This is a genomic window from Proteiniborus sp. MB09-C3 (assembly GCF_030263895.1).
GTDB lineage: Bacteria > Bacillota > Clostridia > Tissierellales > Proteiniboraceae > Proteiniborus.
This window is the reverse complement of sequence record NZ_CP127161.1, coordinates 103042-123290: the sequence shown is the minus strand read 5'-3', so window position 1 is coordinate 123290 and position 20249 is coordinate 103042. Positions and strand designations below refer to the sequence as shown.

Genomic DNA, 20249 nt, shown 5'->3' with positions numbered 1-20249 from the left:
AGTATGAAACAATGGAGAAAATTAACCGCCATTATAATGATGACAGTAATGCTACTGCTTCAAGGGGCTAATTTAGCTATGGCAGTAGATATTGGTGGAGGGGCAACAGTCACTAGAATAAAATACCAGGTAGTAAGAGACGAAAATTATAATATTACACAGGCTTTAGTCGAATTTACTGGAGAGAATTTATTAAACAAAGTAGTACTATTCTCAACAGATCAGGGAACTCAAGCTATGGGCAAAAAGCTGCTTCAGTATGAAAACTTTTTGCAATATAGCTTTACGCCTGAAGAAGTAGGACGTTTTACTGGAGAAGTTAGAATAGGCACAGGAATATTTAATCTAGATTTAGGCAATTTTCCTACTATAGATTCTACTACTAGGATAGTTAATGTCAGCTCAAATGGGAGCTTGATTATCAATGGGCGAAATCTTGATCAATTTAAGGAAGTAGGGGATTATGTAGTACGTGGGGAATATGGCAAGGCAGGGCAATACAAAACTTTTGGGGAGAGTAATCCAGATTCTAATACAATCACTGTTACAAATGCAACACCTCCTGGAGATAAGGGACTTCAAAGCATAAGGCTAATAAAAGAAAAAAAGGCTGGAGCGACGGTAGACCCAGCAATCATAGTGGAATACAACTATAACAACATATTCAGCTTTGTAAGCGACATAGATGTAAATGATATTGAGATGTATCCTAATACAGGCTCTAAAGGCGATCAGGTGTATTTTCGTTCAGAGGAATTCACAAAAGCCTATGATGTATACTTTTTTAAAACCTTAGATGGAACAGAAGGATTTTCTGACAAAAACAGAGCTATATTTAAAGGCTTTGTTCCTAAATCTAATGAAAGTCCGGCACTTCTGACAGTTGAAGTACCGCAAGGAGTGGCATTAGGAAGACATTATGTAGTATTAGCAGAAACTATAAATAACCAAGTAGTAGCACAGAAGGTTATAAAAAAAGGTACTGAATTTGTTGAATATACTGTAGTAGATGCTACCAACCGCCCTCGTATCACTGATGTATACCCAGGGAGAGGACCAGATATAGGGGGTACACCTGTAGGTATCGAAGGAAGAAATCTTTTAAGGTCTAGTATCAATCCTTCAGAACTTACTATTGATTATTCTGAAAGCAATCGAGAAATTAAATTATCTACAGATAAACAAGAGGTTACAGTTACATATAATGCTGCTACATATCAAGGAAAAGAAGCAATTGTGATACGTAATGCAAAAGTGCAAATAGGAAGCAAGGTAGTTTTTCAAGAGACTGAATCAGGAAAACCAAGGGTTGATATTGGCTCAACTAGTGATAAGCTTTACATAATCACGCCGAAGGTAGATGATGCAAATATAAGTCCTCAAAAAGAAGTGCTTATAGAGATTACAACTGTTGTTAAAGAAAAAGATACCAACAAAGAGTATGTATTCGAAGAAAGGGCATTATGGGATAGGCGCTTCATATTTGATCCTAGCTCATTGATACCTAGTATAGACAATATAACACCTTCAAGGGTACAAGTTATAGAAGGGCAATTAAAAGATGATACCTTAATTTCTATCAAAGGTAAAAACTTTTTAGTTAATAGATATATGGATGATCATGGAGATGCTATTATAAACTATCCGCGTATTTTGATAAAAACAGCCAATGATATAGATACCAACAATTATGAATTCATGATACAAAAAAGAAACGGCGAGGCTAAGGCATATTATAGAGATGGCGGAGGAGATCTTGTAGAGATTACTGGGGCAGAGATAGTAGTCCTAGACGATGCAGACCGTATAATAGATGGCACTGTAGGTCGAGAAGTAGGTACCAGACTTTTAGTGAGGTTACCTAAAGAGGTACCTGCTACTATAGGAATGAAAAATCTCCAAATAACTAATCCAACCAGAGAATCTAATGAAGCTGGACAATCTAATATAAAAATTGATGCATTAGAATTTATCACAACAAATGATAGTCCAGAAATAGACGAAGTAGTACCTAATATTGTGCCGGTAGACGGGGGACAGGAGATACAGGTCAAGGGGAGCAACTTCCTTGAAGGAGTTAAAGTGTTCATCGATGGAAAAGAGGTACCAGGAGTAAGCAGAGATATTGCACCTCAAGGTGATAAATTTATTTTACGGTTTAAGGCTCCAAAAGGAAGAGAGGGTACTACTCAGCTATTAGTTATGAACCCATCTGGTGGGATGGCAGTGGCAGAGTTTATATATGTTCAAACCCTGCAAAAAGACCCTCAGATTTCTGGCTTTTCTCCAAATAAAGGAGGAAATGGCACATTAGTATTTGTAAAGGGAGACAATTTCCTAAAACCTGATCCAACCACTAGAGATACTTCAGGCATAGGTATATATAGATTAATAGGTACAAGAATATTATTAGATGGTAAAGACATCAACAGTTACTATACAGTTGGAAACAACATAGCATTACAACCATATCAGTCTAACCCAGATCCAAGCAAAGCAGGTCCTCTACTTAAAAATGAAGGGCCTATGGGAGTAAAGTTAGCAGATTACTATCATAGTCTAATACTAGTAGAAGAAGGTACAGACAAGTACTATACCTTTGAGATAGATGCGGGAGAACGAATAGTACTTTCAGACGGAGTTCAGAATACTTATAAAGGCTTTAGATTCAGTGGAGCTGACGGAAAGTATATTGCTGCGAAAAATGGATTAGAATATGAAGTGGAAATTCAGTCAGGTACAGGAGCAGATGGAGATAAGCTTATCATCACTAACAATGGAACTAGTACGACGTTGAAAATAATGACCCCATATGCAATAAGTGATGGAATCATCACAGGAAATAGAGTTCAAGTATTGAGTCGTAGTGAAATAATTTTCTACGTTCCACAACTAGGAACTGAAAAATGGTATGACCTTTCTGTACAAAATCCAGATACGAAAATAGACACACGTACAGGACAAAATGGGTTCTACTACTTTAAACAGCCCAAGAAAAATCCAACCATTATCAGCTTAGAGCCATCTCAAGGTTCTGCTGATGGAGGTTATGCTGTAGACATTATAGGTGAGGATTTTGAAGACAATGGAATAGATAAGAGCCGTGTGTTCATTGGAGGAGTAGAAGTACCTAAAGCAGATGTAATAGTTAGCACAGATCAGAAAAAAATAACTATTAGAAAAATGCCTGCATACTCAGGTGATTTAAAGAAAGAATCAGAAAGTGGAAGAAAAACAGTACCTGTAGTCATAGTAAATAGTGATGGGGGAAATGCATACCTACAAGAAGGATTTACCTATGTAATACCTACTAGTAATCCTAGAATAAATCGTATAGCTCCTGATAAAGGTAATGCTGCAGGAGGAGAGATAGTAAGAATATTTGGTTCTGACTTCCGTTTCTTTGAACCTTATGAAGATGCAAATGGTAACGCCAAATATGATAAAGGTGAGAGATTTGAAAATATAAATGGTGATATAGATTCAGATGGAAACCCTGTATGGACTAATCTAGAAGGGAAAAAAATAGAAGACCTAAGCGATAAAGATAAATTGATACTTCCAAGAGTTTACTTTGGAAAAGAACAGGCAGAGATCATTGAGTTTTCTGATGGTTATTTAGTTGCGAAGCTACCTAAAGCAGAAAAGGGAGCAGTAGATGTATTTTTGGTAAATAATGATTTTGGCGTTTCCAACAAGGTGAAATTCACATATGAAGCAACGAATCCACGAATAAACAGCATAGTACCAGCTGTAGGGAAAAAACAAGGTGGAGACAAGATAGAATTAAATGGAGTTGACTTTGCCCAGAGCGAACTTCAGATATATATAGAAGGAACTGATGCTTCTGGAACGCAAAATATAGAAACAGTGGAAATGCCTTTAGTTCACTTTGGAGACATTAAAGATAGAAGAATATCTAATAGACATATACCTGTAACAGATGCCAGTGGTCAAGGAGGCAGTATAGTAAACGGAAAGGCCAAGGTAGATATTGGAAACCTATCTGTAGACTATGATGCTACTTCAGGCACTAAAAAGTTAACCCTATCAATAACTAAGGAAGAAAAAAGCTTTAATTTTACTGTAAATGGATATGATGATACAGTGAAATATGTCAATATAATTAGTTTAAAAGACAGTGAAGGTAAATCCTATGATGGTGCATATGAAATGGTTAGGATAGAAGTAGATAGGCTTGAGAGGAAGCTTATTGTTGAAAGAGGATATACTCCATATCATTCAAACATGAGTTTTTCAAGCAACCAAATTAGCCTGTATTCTCCATCATATCATTCCATAGGTACAGTTCCTATAACCCTATTTAATCCTGATGGAGGCCAAGCTACAGGCAAATTTGAATACAGAAACCCAGACAGTAAGCCTCAAATAACAAACATCACAAAAGATGGTAGGGATCCACAATTAGGCAAGATAAATAATCAGGACATGAAAGTGCACCAAATATCCTATAGAGGTGGGAACATATTATCTATCATAGGAAGTGACTTTAGAGAAAATGCCACAATCCAAATAGGAGATGTGCTTACATTTGCGCCAGATAAAATAGAATATCAGCTTCCAGATAGACTTAGAGTAACTATGCCTGCAGTAAATGAAAACCTAGTAGGCAGACTATATAGAGTAACAGTAATCAATGAAGATGGAGCCTCGGCATCATCTGATAAGCTAACACCGCCTATATATATACAGATAATAAAAGGAGAATCAGCACCGACTATAGAAAGCATAACTCCAGATAGAGGACCAGTAAAGGGCGGAACTGTAGTTACTATAAAAGGAAAAGACTTTAGAGAAACAATGGATGGCTACGAGGGCAAGAGAATATCAGTATACTTTGGAGAAGTGAAAGTACCTGATAAAGATGTAAAGTTTATAGACTATAAGACATTAGAAGTCATTACGCCTCCAAATGTGCCGGGAAAAGTAGATGTAAAAGTAGAAAATCCAGATGGAGAGCTGGCACAGCCAATAGGCAGCTTTACCTACCTAAGCTCGCCTACCATATCGGCAGTAGTAGATCCCCTAGACTCTAGGGAGACTACAAGAATAACCAGCATATCGGTAGAAGGTGGACAGACTATAAAGCTTAAAGGTTCAAGCTTTGCAGCTGGAGCTAGAGTAGTATTTGCACCGGTACTGAAGAAAGCAGAAAAGGACCAAGAAAACAATGCAAATGCAATAAACATTAACGGAGAATGGTATATACTAGAGTCAGGCTCCAATGGTACAGAAGTAAATGTACTAGACTCAGAGACCATTACAGTTAAAACACCACCCAATAAAGAGGGTGAAAAGGGAGTCATAGTCATTAATCCTGACAAAGGTGCAAGTGAAATATACCAGGACATAGTCTATGGATTGCCAAAGCTGCAGCCACCTATGGGTGTAGAGGCAGAGTTAGTATATGACAGATATATAAAGGTCCATTGGCTAGAAGCAGAAGGAGCAAAGGGCTACGAGATATATGTGGTGATTAATGATAGAAAAACAGAATACATAGGAAATACCACTCTCACTTCCTTTGTATATCAAGAGCTAGAGCCTAATACAAGATATAGATTTATAATAAAGACTATAGGAGAATATGGACTATCCATAGCTTCAGATGAAAGCAATACAGTTAGAACTGGTAAGGTGGTAGGTCCTCCAGATACAGACGGTGGAATCACAGAAAGCACTACAACCAGTAAGTCTGGTGATACAGTGAATGTAAGCATAGGCACAGAAGATTATTATAAAAAAGATATAGTAGTAGATCTGACCAAAATAGAGTATGCAGGAATTAACAAAGCCATCATAACATTGCCTGCGGAAATAGTAGCAGCAAAAGACTCAAGAAATATAACCGTAATAGGACCAGACTATGCATTGATATTTAATCCAAATGTCTTTGCATACTCAGACGTCTTAGCAAACAGTGACAAAAAAGACTCAGGCATTAGATTTACTATAGAAAAAAATAAAGGTGACACTAAGACAGGAAGTGAAACAGTACTATCAAACCAATATTTACTATATGCTGACTTCTTTACAGGAAAGAGCAGTACTAAAATGGAAGGGCTAATATCAGCCATAGACCTAACTCTGGAATATGACAGTGCAAAGGCAGACCTAAGAAGAACAAAAGAAGTTTATCTAGGAAGATACAATGACTATAATTCATCCTGGGAAAGCATAGCAACTGAAAAAAGAGGATTTAACAGTTCAATAAAAGCAACCATAAACAAACTTGGAATATACACAATATTTGGCAAGAGGGGGTAGGAGTGTTGAAAAAAAGTATATTGAATAAAAAGATAATTATGTTTTTGCTTATTCTAACCCTTGTATTTACTGCTGTAGCCTATGGAGCAGAGAATAATGCTCAGCCCCTTAGAACTGGATATATAGAAGGCTATATAAAAGAAATAAATTCAGAGACAGTAACTATAGAGAGATATGAAGGCGGAACGTATAAAATACAATTACCTAATACAGCAAATCTACTAATAGATGGGCATCAAGCTCAGAGAATAGATTTTAAACCAGGCATGGAAGTATATGCAGAGATAAGAGGTAGAAGCATCCAGTACATGGATAGCTTCTCTACCCTTAATCCAGGATATATAAAGCCAGGCAGCAAAATGAGAACAGGTACAATAAAGACTATAGACAGAAATCAGATAATCATTAAAACATCAATAGGAAATGATGAAACCTACTACTTTTCACCAGCTACTATAGCAATAAAAAAAGGTGAAAATGTACCTTTAAGCGTTCTTTATGTAGGAGATAGAGTAAAACTGCATTTTGACGATATAAATACAGATATAGTCAGTAGAATATCTATAGAAGGAGATTCTATAAAGATACAAAACTTGTACAAAGGGAAACTAGCAGCAGTAGATGAACTAGAAAACACCATATTTCTAGAAAATGTGAAGACTCTAGTAGAAGGTAAATGGGAAGATACAAAGGGAGGACTTAGGATAAGCTACTCATCGGACTCCCCCATATATATAGAAGGATATGTAGTTCCCAGCAATAATCTTAAATACTACAAAGGAAAAGAAGTATATGCAGCCATAAAAAATTTCTTTGGACAAGAAAAAATAGAAAGGCTAGTAGTAAAAGGAGCCTATGAAACCACATATTCAGAAAAAATAAAAGATATAAACTGGTTTTCAGAAAACCTAGAACTAGGTAACAATAAAAACATAGAATTTAATGATGGTACTATAATAGTAAAAAGCGACAGGCTAGTAGATAAGTATTCACTAAACCCAAAATCAGATGGATTTTTTATAGCAAATGGCAAAGGTGGAGGACTTACAGCAGACGTCATATACATATATAATGAGGATATAAACAATTCCAATATCGGACAAAACAATGTATATGTTGCAAGGTTAGATGAAATAGTAGAAAACACAGTAAAGCTTAAAAATCCCTTTCTTGTAGTAAAGCATCAGTGGGAAGGCTTTGAAGATATAAAAGAGCTTTATTACGATAACGATACATTTATATATGATTTAGAAAAGGACAAGCTAATAACTTCAAAGGAATTTTATACAAAGGATTATGCAGTAGATGAAAAAAGCAGGCATGCAAAAGATAATAGACTTAGAGATTGGCATGGATATATATATACAGATGGAGACCATATAAGTGTAATAGGGGTACAGAAGGAAATGGATTCCCTACTTAAGCAGAGAATGACCATAGGTATAGTAGAGTCTGCTTCAGATAGTAACATACTAGGAAAAGAAATGATAATAAGAGAAGCTAAGGACTGGAGTGCAAGACATGAAAAGTGGATACCAAAAGAAATGTCATTGAAGGTCAGTTTAAATAAAGCAATAATAATAAAACAGGATAAACTCATAACCTACCAAGACTTAAAACCTGGAGACAATGTCTATGTAATTAGAGACGACTATAAAGGTAAGGTTGTCATAGTAAAATAGTATATTAGTTGTCATCCTGAGCGTCAGCAAAGGATCTCTCTTTTAAAAGCCTTAAAACACGAGGAGTGATAACAATGAAAAGAATCATAGCAGTATTTATCGCATTAATATTACTCTCTACAGCCACAACCTCATGGGCAAAACCCTTGGACTTTGCAGGCGGAGTAAACAATGAGTATGAATACGAAGAAATAGTATTCCTTACAGGTAAGCCAGTAAATTTTATAGGAGAAGTTAAAGTAACAGAAAAAGAAAAAGATAATGAATTAACAGTTTCATACAAATTTGACTTAGTTCCAGAGGACAAATCCATAGAAGGCTCTCTGAAAAGGACTATAAGCTATAAAACCCTATACACTCCTAAAAATGATAAGGGACAAACCATAGGGCAAACAGAATTAACAAAGTATAGCGAAAAAATAATCATAGACGGAGATACTTTTGAACTAAAGGACTATCAGCTATCCCATTCTGAAGTTATAGATCAGAGACCTGCATCAGATTTTTACTCAGGAAGCATAAAGGGAAGAAAGTATTACACTGTTAACAAAAATCAAGGAAGTGTAACTCTTAATATATCAGGAGGAGATGTAGGCTACGAAAATTTTTGGGGCAGTACAGAAACCCAGTTGCTAAACTATACTCTCAATTCCACTAGAAATATGGCTGAAGACAGCAATGATACTATCACATGGGAAGGCACAGTTGATGTACAAGTATCTGATAGCTTAGTAAAAAACCTTAAATACTCAGATAATCAAGCTAATCTATCCAGCTTTGACGGTGGATATATAAAGACTACCAGTAACGAAATAGTTTCTAGATATGAGTATAATTTGCCTAAGATGAATGGAGATGAACCTAATAAAAAGGCCAGAAATAGAGGAAGCATAAGTCTTTCAAAAAATATGGTTCCTAAGGTAGAACGACTAGTAGTACCTAAATTTAGAGATTTAGGAGGCCATTGGGCAGAAAGCCAGATAAGTAAGCTATACTCATTAGAAGTATTTGACGAAGTCTCACAGTTCTTTACACCTGACATACCTATATCAAGATTAGAGTTTACAAAAGCAGTCATGAAGGCTTGCAATATAAGACCTACAATGGAAGAAAAAAAGAAGACTACATCTAGTAGAAGAAAAAAAGAAGTTGAAGAATCACCATTTATAGATATATCAACAGAAGATGAAAACTATCCATATATTAAGGAAGCCTATGAAAAGGGTATAGCTAAAGGAGAGTTGTCTGGCAAGTTTGAGCCTGAAAGATCATTAAGCAAGGCAGAGGCTGTTTCCATACTCATAAGAGCCTTAGGCTTTGAAAACAGAGCGCCAGCACCAGGATATTATTTCACATTTTCTGACGGTTCCCAGATACCTGCATGGGCGAAGGATAGCATATACGTAGCTAGAGAGCTAGGTATCATACAAGGAGACAATGCTAACAACATTTCTCCAAACAAACAAATGTCAAGAGCCGAAGCTTCATCTATGCTAGTCAGATTCTTAGAGTTCTTAGAAAAAGATTTACAAAAAGATTATAGAGAAAATATAATAAATTATTAAAAAAATAAGAGAGCCTAGGCTCTCTTTATTTAACTCTTTTTAAATCACGTGAAAGTTCAATTATTTTATTTTCATTATGAGCAGTTTTTGCAGTGAGACTATTGACTTCCATTTTTAGCTCATCCATTCCTGACTGAAGTTTTTCTATGCCTTCCCTATTTTTCTGAACTTCAATTTCAAGTCTTTCTATGCCTTCTCTATTTTTCTGAACTTCAGCTTTAAGTTCCTTTTTAGTTTCCTGTAACTCAATATAAACTTTTTCCAGCAAGCTAAATATTCTTTCCTCATTATTCACCCTGTTCACCTCCAAAATTTTTTCCGTTTTATTTCTTAAATACATTTTAACATAAAAACATTTAATGTAAACACTTTTCTGTTATCGTGAATATCCCTTTTGTCATTCCGAACGCAGTGAGGAATCTCCTTGCATCAAATTTGTAATATTAATGAAATATTAGATTATCTCTCCAATGATATAATATAAATGGGAGGGATGTATCAATGAAAAAAAACATTGCACTTATTTTAATCATAGCCCTCTTCCTAAGCTCCATAATAGCATTTGCAGATATAGAATTAAATTTCAAGGGGCACTGGGCAGAGAGCATCGTAGACAAACAAATTATACAAGATCATTTTAAGTATTTATTGAAAGAAGGCATGAAGGTATCGGACTTGAACAATGCTATAGATAAAAAATACTTTTTGCTATCACTTTATACAATACTAAATGAGCACCAAAAAGAAAGCATAGACAAGACCTCTGAAAAGACTAATATTGAAAACGCAGCAAGATACCTTAAAAATAAACAAATACTTGAGAAAAATGGTAGCATAGAAGGAAAGCTTACCAGAAAAGAAGCAGCAAAATATATTATAAAAACCTTAGAGCTTTCAAGAGAGATACAGCTAGCAGATACAGGCTTTATGCCCTTTAAAGATATTCTAGGTCTAAATGATGAATATAAAAAGTATGTTGCTAAAGCTAGTATGATAGGTATAATCAAAGGCTATGGGGACAGTACCTTCAGACCAGAAGAAGATGTAACTGCCATAGAAAGTATAATCTTTTTGCAAAGGTTGAAAGGTGAGATAGAAGAAATGAATAAAAATATACCTTTTAAAATAGTAGAAGAAAAATGGTCTGGAACTGGGACAAACAACCAAGTGACTGCAAAGCAAAGTGGCGGCAAGGCCATAGTTACAGTTACAAAAGAATTTCCAACGTCAGGATATAATCTAACAGTAAAGAGAGTTGAAAAATATGCTTATGGTAAATACAAGATTCATGTAGACGTTAAAGCGCCTGCACCAAATTCCATATTACTTCAAGTTATAACCTACAAGAGTATTACCATAGAAATAGATAGAAAGCTATTAGATAGTGGAAATTACACGTTTGAAATGACAGGTGGAAGTACGGATGTTAAAACAAAATGATGTCACTCTGAGCGATAGCGAAGAGTCTCTATGTCATCCTGAGTGAAGCGAAGGATCTAAATAAACTAAAGGAGAGATAACAAATGAACGTAAAAAACATCCTCAAAAAAGGGATACTCTTTATACTAGTATTTACACTTATTATATCAGTACCTAGTACATTTGCCTTCAGCCAAGAAGCAACAGCACAGCAGCAACAGGAAACAGACATCCAACAAGAGTTGGAGTTTTTAGGCAAACTATTAAAGCTTATAAAAGCTAACTATGCATACGAAGTAACAGAACAACAGCTCATAGAAGGAGCTATGAAGGGGTTATTCTATAATTTAGATGATTACAGCAACTATTATACTGAAGAAGAATTCAATGAGCTTAATGAAATAGTCACAGGAGATTTTGGAGGCATAGGCCTTCACGTAACAGAAAAAAACGGAAATGTAACAGTAGTGACACCTATTAAAGACACTCCAGGCTTTAAAGCAGGAATAAAACCAGATGATACTATAGTATCTGTAGATAATATAGATATTAGAGGCTTTACAACAAAAAAAGCAGCAGATTTAATGCGAGGCGAACCAGGCACAAAGGTTAAACTAGGTATCGTAAGAGAAGGAGAGCCAAAAGTTCTGTATTTTGATATAGTTAGAGAACTAATAATCAATAATCCTATAGAATATGAAATACTTAAAGATAATATAGGCTACATAAAGATAACAGAATTTAATAATCACACATTAGAAAACGTACTTAAAGCAATGGGGCACTTTAATATAAACAAAGTAGATAAGATAGTGTTTGATGTACGCAACAATCCAGGAGGAAGTTTAAGTGAAGTAGTTAATGTACTTAGATTTCTTGTACCGAGAGGACCTATAGTTCATGTTAAATATTCAGATGGAGAAATACAAACACATTACTCATATAATGACGAGGTAAACTTCAAGCTTGCAGTACTAGTCAATAAGGGCAGTGCTAGTGCATCAGAGATATTTGCAGGAACTATCAAGGATACAGGGGTAGGCACTATAATAGGCACGACTACCTTTGGAAAGGGGACAGTACAGTCAATTATACCTTTAGTAAATGGTGGGGGAATCAAACTAACCGTAGCAGAATACCTAACAGCAAATAAAAACCCAGTGAATAAAGTAGGTATAAAACCAGACATTGAAGTGGAGAATAAAACAGAAGAAGACCTACAGCTAAAGAAAGCAATAGAAGTGTTAAAAAAGAAATGAGAATTGAGAGTTGAGAATGGAGAACTGTCATTCTGAGCGATAGCGAAGAATCTCGAAGGATATTTCTTTTACACATTGACATACACATACTCTTAGGATAAAATACTATAGTTATTTAATAACATACTCGGAAACGGTTAAGATAAAGGAGGTAAAAGTACAATGTCCACCAAGTACATTTTCGTAACAGGAGGAGTAGTTTCCTCATTAGGAAAAGGAATCACAGCAGCAGCATTAGGACAATTATTAAAAGCAAGAGGAGTAAAAGTAAGCATCCAGAAATTTGACCCATATATAAATGTAGACCCGGGTACCATGAGTCCCTATCAGCACGGAGAAGTTTTTGTAACAGACGATGGAGCTGAGACTGACCTAGACCTAGGACATTATGAAAGATTCATAGACATTAACTTAAGCAAATACTCAAACGTAACCACAGGAAAGATATACTGGTCTGTACTCAATAAAGAAAGAAAAGGTGAATATCTAGGGAGGACAGTACAAGTCATACCTCACATAACAAACGAAATAAAGGAAAGAGTATTCAGAGTATCAAAAGACAAAGACGTAGATGTAGTCATTACGGAAATTGGAGGAACAGTAGGAGACATAGAGAGTCTTCCATTCCTTGAAGCCATTAGACAGATTAAATATGACATAGGAAAAGAAAATGTCATGTATATTCACGTTACATTAGTACCATACTTATCAAAGGCAGGAGAATTAAAGACAAAGCCAACCCAGCATAGCGTAAAAGAGCTTATGAGTATAGGTATCCGCCCAGATGTATTGGTTTGTAGAACAGAATATCCTATATCACAAGAAATGAAGGATAAAATAGCTTTATTCTGCGATATGGATTCAGAGCATGTAATACAAAATATGGACGCAGAAACACTTTATGAAGTACCTATGCTATTAGAAGAAGAAGGACTGCCAAACCTAGTCATTGATCATCTAGGATTGGAATGCAATGAGCCAGACTTAAAAGAATGGACAGACATGCTTCAAAAGGTTAAAAATCCAAAAGGAAAAGTAAACATAGCTTTAGTAGGTAAATATGTAGAGTTAAAGGATGCTTACCTATCAGTAGCTGAGGCCCTTAGACATGCAGGCATAGCTAATGAAGTAGATATAAACATAGAGTGGGTTCAATCAGAAGACATGGATGAAGACAGCTGTGTTAAATTTCTCAAAACAGCAGATGGTATATTAGTCCCAGGTGGATTTGGAGACAGAGGAGTAGAAGGAAAGATTTGTGCTATAAAATTTGCTAGAGAAAACAAGATACCATTCCTCGGAATATGCTTGGGTATGCAAATGTCAGTAGTAGAATTTGCAAGAAATGTAGCAGGATTAAAAGATGCACACAGCTCAGAACTAAAGGAGGATACCCCTTACCCAGTTATAGACCTTATGCCAGAGCAAAGAGACATAGACAGCTTAGGCGGTACTATGAGACTAGGCTTGTATCCATGTAAGCTCATGGAAGGCACAAAGGCAATGGAAGCATACAATGATGAGCTTATATATGAAAGACATAGACACAGATACGAGTTTAATAATGAGTTTAGAGATAAGCTACAGGACCAAGGACTCATTATAAGTGGAGTATCACCAGATGAAAGACTGGTAGAAATAGTAGAGCTTAAAGACCATCCTTGGTTTGTAGCAGTGCAATTTCATCCAGAGTTTAAGTCAAGACCTACTAGAAGTCATCCACTATTCAGAGAATTCATAAAAGCAGCAAAGGCAGGTATAGACAGCACTAGAGCCTAGCCATAGAACTGTAAAGCAAATGTAATACAACTGTAATGTTAATTTAAGTATTTATGTTATATAATAACTAATGTAATAGGGAAGTAGGTAAATACCCAATATTACATTTTCATTACAAACATACTTGTCTAATTGACGGGCAGATATGTTAGTGCTATAATTAGGAATAGAATGCAGGTAATATACATATTGCCTAATTCTACAAGTATAAGTCAGGTTGGTTTGGGAAGGGGTTACAATCTGGCTCACAACTTCCAAATTCCTTCAAAAGAAAAAAATAAAATTATATTATAGGGAGGTTTTATTCAATGAAGAAAGTTTTATCATTAGTACTAGTACTTACATTAGTACTTGGTAGCTTTAGTTTCGCTTTCGCAGCTCCAAGCGACGTAGTTGGTACAGAATACGAAGAAGCTGTTGAAAGACTAGGCCAACTAGGTGTACTAGAAGGCTACACAGATGGCACATTTAAACCAAATAACACTATAACAAGAGCAGAATTTGCTGCTGTAGTAGTTAGAGTAAAAGGCTTAGAAGCTGCTGCTCAAGCTGCAAAGGGAGCTACTGCATTTTCAGACGTTCCAGCAGGAAACTGGGCAGCAGGATATATTAACATAGCTTCTAAGATGGGCTTTGTTAAAGGTATGGGAGACGGAACATTTGCTCCATCAGCTCCTGTTACTTATGAGCAAGCTGTAACTATGGTTATAAGAGCACTTGGCTATGATCCAGCAGCAGAAGCTAGAGGGGGATATCCATACGGATACCTAATCGTTGCTAACGAAAATGGTCTACTTGATGCAGTTAAAGGAACTCAAGGACTTCCAGCTCCTAGAGGACTAGTAGCTCAATTAGTTGACAATGCATTAGAAATTCCTCTAATGGTTCAAGTTGGATTTGGTACACAAACTAAATGGGTTGTATCAGGAACAGAAGATACTAAAGAAGTATATTTACTTGATGATCTTGGATTTGACAAAGTTGCAAGAGAAAGAGTAGTTTCAATTAACAGTGATAAAAATGAAATCAGATTCGAAAAATATGGAAAAGCAAAAGTTGCAGAAGGATTTGATTTTGAAGAAGTTTATGGATTAAGACTTAATGCTTGGTTAGATGGAAAAGGCAAAGTAGTTATCTATACAAAAGCAGATACTCCTAAATACGAAGCAACTAAAGGTGGAGAAAAAATTACTATAGTTAGCGAAAATAAAAAATATGCAGTTGCTGATAAAGCTACTTTATTGTTAAATGATAAAGAAGTAGAAGCTAGCAAATTTACTGCTGACTATGCAAGAATAGTTTTCAACTCAGATGATGAAATTGTATGGGCAAGAGGATATACTTGGGATGATACTTTTGTAGTTAAAGAAACTGAAAAAGAAGTTGCTTATAGTTTCGATAAAGATAAATTAGAATTAAAGAACTATACAATAGTTAAAGAAGGCAAAGATTTAGGTATTGAAGGTTTAGAAGAAGGCGATGTACTATTCTTCAATAAAACTGCTAAATTTGCTGTAGTTCATAACGATAGCAAAGTTGGAGAAATTGAAAAAGTTTATACAGAATCCTTTAAGTTTGATGGAGACGACTACGACTACAATGCTGGAAATTATGATGTGAAGTTTGTTGATGAAGACGTTGTAGGTATAGTTGACAAAGATGTTGCAGCTGCAATGAAAGACGAAGGTGAAGTTGAAGTATTCTTTGACTTTGCAGGAACAATCGTAGTTATCAAAGGCGAAAGAGGAGAAACTAAGACAAATTACTTCTTTGGAATGCTAACTGCTAATTCACAAGTTGAAGGTACTTCAGCATCAAGACAATATTATACATTTGACTTATTAAATAATGAAGGTAAGATTAAAAAATATGATGTTTCAACAAGTTATGTAACAAAATACGGTGCTTCTTGGGCTGCAGATATGGTTAAAGGCAGAGTAGTTAAAGTGACAGTTGATGAAGATGGAGATTTTGTAAAAGCTGAAGCACTAAAAAATCCTGTTACATTAGGTTCAAATGATACTATAAAAGTAGAAGCTACTCATGCTAAAGGATACCAAATACAAGACAGTACAGTTGTATTCATAACAGATGGTAGAGGCTCAGGAACTGTAGTTTCTGACTATGATGTAGTAAAATGGACAGATGCTGCTAAGAAATTCAGCGTTATAAAAGCTGGAGAGATATATTCTACATCTAGAGGAAGAGTAGACGTAATAATTGCAGATTCAGCTGATATACATGAAGAGTACCATCTTGGATTAGTAACAGATGTTAAGAAAGTTAGATCATCTGATGATATCTGGGAAGTTACAATTATGATAGCTGGAGAAGAAAAAGTATACGAAACAGTTAAAGGTATAACTGGAGTAAGTAGTACATTATTAGAAGGTAGAATAGTAGAAATCACTTTAACAGATGCTGGAAAGATAAGCTATGTTGAAGTAGAGCCATACAAAGAAGCAGGTAAAAAAGTTGTAAGAGTAAGCACATCATCAAATGAATTAACAGTTGCTGATGCTGTTTATAGCGACTTAACATATGAGTTGATACCAGAAGCAGTTGTTTATGATGCAACAGGCTCTTCAGTTAAGAAAATTAACTTAAGAGACTTAAGTAAAAATGATACAGTAAACGTGTTTATGATGGATGATGAAACAGATACTTTTGTTAAATATGTAGTAAGAACTGCATTAGCTGGAACTACTCCAGATACTCCAAAAGGTCAAGCAACAGTTAGAACTGCGTTTGCGATAGATAGCAGCAACGATAAAAATATTTATCTAACTGTAGGAAACAATTTAAAAGTTTATACTGTATTAAAAACAGCTCTAATAGAAGATGCTGATGGCAATGTTATGACGACAGGAAATATTGCTAAAGATAAAGTAATTAATTTTGTATTAGTAGAAGGAACAGACAACATAGCATATATTCAAGTTCTTAACTAATTACCTTATAAAAAAAGAGACCTGGGGTTCTAACCTCAGGTCTCTTTTTGTAGTAACTAAGAGTTAGATCAAGTGAATAATCTTTATGGGACGTTGCAACATATTCAAAAAAAGCAATGCTTCTCCATTTTAAGAAGCAATGCTTTTTTGAAGTAATAGATAAAAAACTATAGTCTAACATAACTATACATATCTTGATGTTGTATACATAGTTATGCTATAATCAGGTAAAATACATGTATACTTGATATGCTGTTAAATATAGGGAGGAATTAGTTATGAAAAGACTTTTGTCACTTGCTTTAGTTGCTGTTATGCTTTTTTCAATGAGTATTATTACATATGCAGAGGATGATGCTGTTAAAGAATTCGATCCAAATAAAGAAATAGAACTGAATCTTAAACAAGCTACAGAATATGCTTTAAAAAATAGTAAGGATATGAAAATACAAGATTTAGAAATGAAGAGAGCAGAGCTTAAGTACGATCAAGATAGAAAGATATTGAGGGATTACAATGGAGCATCAGGAGAAGAACAAGATTTTATTAATTCAGAAATACTACCTAAAGAATATTTTGATTTGGGTATATTAGACAGACAAACTAAGCTTTCAAAGCAAATATCTATTTGGAACAAAGAAATAAAAGAAAATGAAATAAAATATAATGTAGAAAAAGCCTACTTTGATTTGTTACAGAGTGAAAAAGATATGGAAATAGCTAAGGAAGGTTTAGAGCTGGCAAACAGACAGTATGAACAGAGCAAAAAGATGTATGAGCTAGGTACTATTTCTCATCAACAGCTTTTATCAGTAGAGCTTGCAGTATCACAGGCTCAATCAGGCTTTGATATGGCTACAATGGGATACGAGCTGCAAAAGATGAGCTTTAATAATACCTTAGGACTATCTTTAGTCCAAAAGATAAAATTAACAGATAAAATAGAGTATAAAAAGCATGATGAAATTAAACTAGATGAAGCTATAGAAACTGCTAATGAAAATAGTGCAATACTAAAGGCTGCTAAAGAAGGATATGAGCTTTCTGAACTTACTTTTAAAGCGGTTAAAGCTAAATACTCTACTCCAAACCAATATAAGTACAGAGAACAAGAAATAGCAGTAGAACAGGCAGCTAAGAGTCTTGATACAGTTAAAAATGGAGTTGAAATGTCAGTAAGGTCTGCTTATCATAGTCTAATCACAGCTGAAAAGCAGATAAAGACCTATGAAAAAGCAGTGGAAAATGCCCAAAAAGCATATGAGCTAACCGAATTAAGCTATAATTTAGGTCAAAATACTTCAAATGATGTAACTAAGGCTAGGATAGACCTTATGGATGCTAAGAAAAACCTTTCAAAGCAAGTACATGCATATAATCTAGCATTATTAGATTTTAAATATAGCATAGGCTTAGGAAAAAATGCAATAGGCGGAGCGCTTTAACAGCTAAGGGGCAAGGAATAAAATCTTGTCCCTGTTTATTCTTTTGAAAAAATGGCAAACTATTAGGGTCTTTGACATATCATGGATATAGTTATAAAATATAAGTAATAACTGTGATAAAGGAGATGGTAACAAATGAAATCTACATCAAGAAAAAGGATGGCAGTAATCACTACTGCTTTGATACTAAGCTTATTTTTGACCTCAATAGCATTTGCCGATAACGGTTTTAAAGACTTAAAAGCATGGTTTGGTGACATTAAGATTTTTTCTAACAATCAGCAGGTACAATTAGAAGTAAAGCCCTTTATAATTGACGGAACTACATACGTACCTTTAAGGGCATTAAGCAATATTTTTAATAAAAATATTAACTGGGATGGAACAAATTTAAGAATTGATATCACCGATAAACCTGATCCAAACATAGCGTATCTAAGTCAGCAAATAATGCAAAAACAAACGAAAATAAATGAATTAGAGACAAAGGTTGCACAGCTTGAAGCTGAATTAGCTACAACAAAAAAAGGTTCTAAGTATACTTTAGGTGAATTAGAGGACTATCTTAATAAAGAATACGGAAAATATGAGAAGGTTGCATTTGACATAGAATTATATGGAGATAAAGATGATATTGAGGTAGAGATTTATGTAGACCTTGATGATTATTATTCTAAATGGAATGCATTGAGTGATACTAAGATTGAGAAGTTTATTCAGTACATAATAGATGATGTTAAAAAAGAATTTAAAAATGCTGATATAACTGGTTATATAGAAGATAGTTCAAATGATAAAAAATTAGTAAAATTTTATTTGAGTACAAAGGGAAAACTAGTGACAGAACTTAAAAATAGTAAATATGTAACAGATCTGAGCGATTTGGAAGATTATCTAAATAGAAATTATGACGAGTATGGGGGAGTATATTTCAAAATCACGTTATATGGCGATGAAGATGATATTGAGGTATATGTTACTGCTACAAACAGAAATTATTTAGATGACCTATATACATATGAGATAGAAGATTATTTAGAGGATCTTTATTCAGAAATAAGTTATGAATTCCCAGATGCTTATATTGATGGTTATATCGAAGATAATTATACAAAATACTATTTTAAATTTGATTCACGAGGGAATATAACTCTAAGGTAAGTATAATGAGACAATAGGATAGTAATTATTCTTATTGTCTCATTTTTTTATGACATATTTCAAGGGCATTGACTATTGCTATGTTGCAGAAAGTACTTTTAAAATATCTGCAAAATGATATAATATAATTAGATTATAATAGATATGATTATTTTCTTATCAAGAGGAGAATGTCGAATGGATGATAAGATATTTGAATTAATGGAAAAGATGTATATCGAAATGCAAGATATGAAACTTAATATGGTGACTAGGGAAGATTTAATTAAAATTGAGCAGAAGTTGGTTGCAATGGAAGATAAAATGGATATGAACCAAAAAACATTATTTGATGGATATAAACAAACCTATGAGAAATTAACAACACTTGAAAAGAAAGTAGATGAAGTAGATAAAAAGATTGAGAAACAAGATGTTGAAATTAGAGTAATTAAAGGAGCAAAATAATTAGGGTTAGGACAAGAGGATAATATTCTTATCATTCTTGTCTCTTTTTATTTTGAAATGACAAATAAAAAACTTCAATGCAATACTTTCCTTGATGTCGTAGACATAATTATGCTATAATCAAGTAAAATACATATTTTATAGCATGAGTCTAGGGAAAACAATAAGCGGTGGATTGTAGAGGCCACTGAAAAAGTTCTCTTTTGTCATCCTGAGCGTTAGCGAAGGATCTCTCATGTATTGAAAACATACA

The 20249-nt window shown here is 34.5% G+C and carries 11 protein-coding genes; 10 read left to right on the top strand and 1 reads right to left on the bottom strand.

What is annotated here, in order from left to right:
• The first annotated feature begins 3 nt into the window (after window positions 1-3).
• The 3 genes from QO263_RS00580 (at window position 4) to QO263_RS00570 (ending at window position 9535) form a co-directional block, all read left to right on the top strand.
• Window positions 4-6288, top strand: a complete 6285-nt coding sequence (locus QO263_RS00580; RefSeq protein WP_285625183.1) for an IPT/TIG domain-containing protein — start codon at window positions 4-6, stop codon at window positions 6286-6288.
• A 5-nt stretch (window positions 6289-6293) separates the two neighbouring features.
• Window positions 6294-7970 (top strand): hypothetical protein, encoded by a 1677-nt coding sequence (locus tag QO263_RS00575; RefSeq protein WP_285625181.1) that lies wholly within the window; start codon window positions 6294-6296, stop codon window positions 7968-7970.
• Window positions 7971-8044: 74 nt separating this feature from the next.
• The gene (locus QO263_RS00570) at window positions 8045-9535 is read left to right on the top strand and encodes an S-layer homology domain-containing protein (RefSeq protein WP_285625179.1); all 1491 of its coding nucleotides are present in this window, start codon (window positions 8045-8047) and stop codon (window positions 9533-9535) included.
• 25 nt (window positions 9536-9560) lie between these two features.
• On the opposite strand, the gene QO263_RS00565 is transcribed toward QO263_RS00570, so the two are convergent.
• Window positions 9561-9830, bottom strand: coding sequence for a hypothetical protein (locus tag QO263_RS00565; protein WP_285625177.1), 270 nt, complete (start codon window positions 9828-9830; stop codon window positions 9561-9563).
• 206 nt (window positions 9831-10036) lie between these two features.
• Between QO263_RS00565 and QO263_RS00560 the strand changes: the two genes are divergently transcribed.
• The 7 genes from QO263_RS00560 to QO263_RS00530 all read left to right on the top strand — a co-directional run bounded on the left by QO263_RS00560 (window position 10037) and on the right by QO263_RS00530 (window position 19996).
• Window positions 10037-10975 carry a protease complex subunit PrcB family protein gene (locus tag QO263_RS00560; protein ID WP_285625175.1) on the top strand — a complete coding sequence of 313 codons (939 nt, stop codon included), beginning with the start codon at window positions 10037-10039 and terminating at the stop codon, window positions 10973-10975.
• Between the two features lie 83 nt (window positions 10976-11058).
• Window positions 11059-12213: a S41 family peptidase gene (locus QO263_RS00555; RefSeq protein ID WP_285625173.1), complete on the top strand. Its 1155-nt coding sequence runs from the start codon at window positions 11059-11061 to the stop codon at window positions 12211-12213.
• 162 nt (window positions 12214-12375) lie between these two features.
• The gene (pyrG, locus tag QO263_RS00550) at window positions 12376-13992 is read left to right on the top strand and encodes a CTP synthase (RefSeq protein ID WP_285625170.1); all 1617 of its coding nucleotides are present in this window, start codon (window positions 12376-12378) and stop codon (window positions 13990-13992) included.
• Between the two features lie 308 nt (window positions 13993-14300).
• The gene (locus tag QO263_RS00545) at window positions 14301-16943 is read left to right on the top strand and encodes an S-layer homology domain-containing protein (protein ID WP_285625167.1); all 2643 of its coding nucleotides are present in this window, start codon (window positions 14301-14303) and stop codon (window positions 16941-16943) included.
• 278 nt (window positions 16944-17221) lie between these two features.
• Window positions 17222-18388, top strand: coding sequence for a TolC family protein (locus QO263_RS00540; RefSeq protein WP_285625164.1), 1167 nt, complete (start codon window positions 17222-17224; stop codon window positions 18386-18388).
• A 135-nt stretch (window positions 18389-18523) separates the two neighbouring features.
• On the top strand, window positions 18524-19549 hold the full coding sequence (locus tag QO263_RS00535; protein ID WP_285625161.1) for a stalk domain-containing protein: 1026 nt from the start codon (window positions 18524-18526) through the stop codon (window positions 19547-19549).
• Window positions 19550-19726: 177 nt separating this feature from the next.
• Window positions 19727-19996 (top strand): hypothetical protein, encoded by a 270-nt coding sequence (locus QO263_RS00530; protein ID WP_285625159.1) that lies wholly within the window; start codon window positions 19727-19729, stop codon window positions 19994-19996.
• Window positions 19997-20249 lie beyond the last annotated feature (253 nt).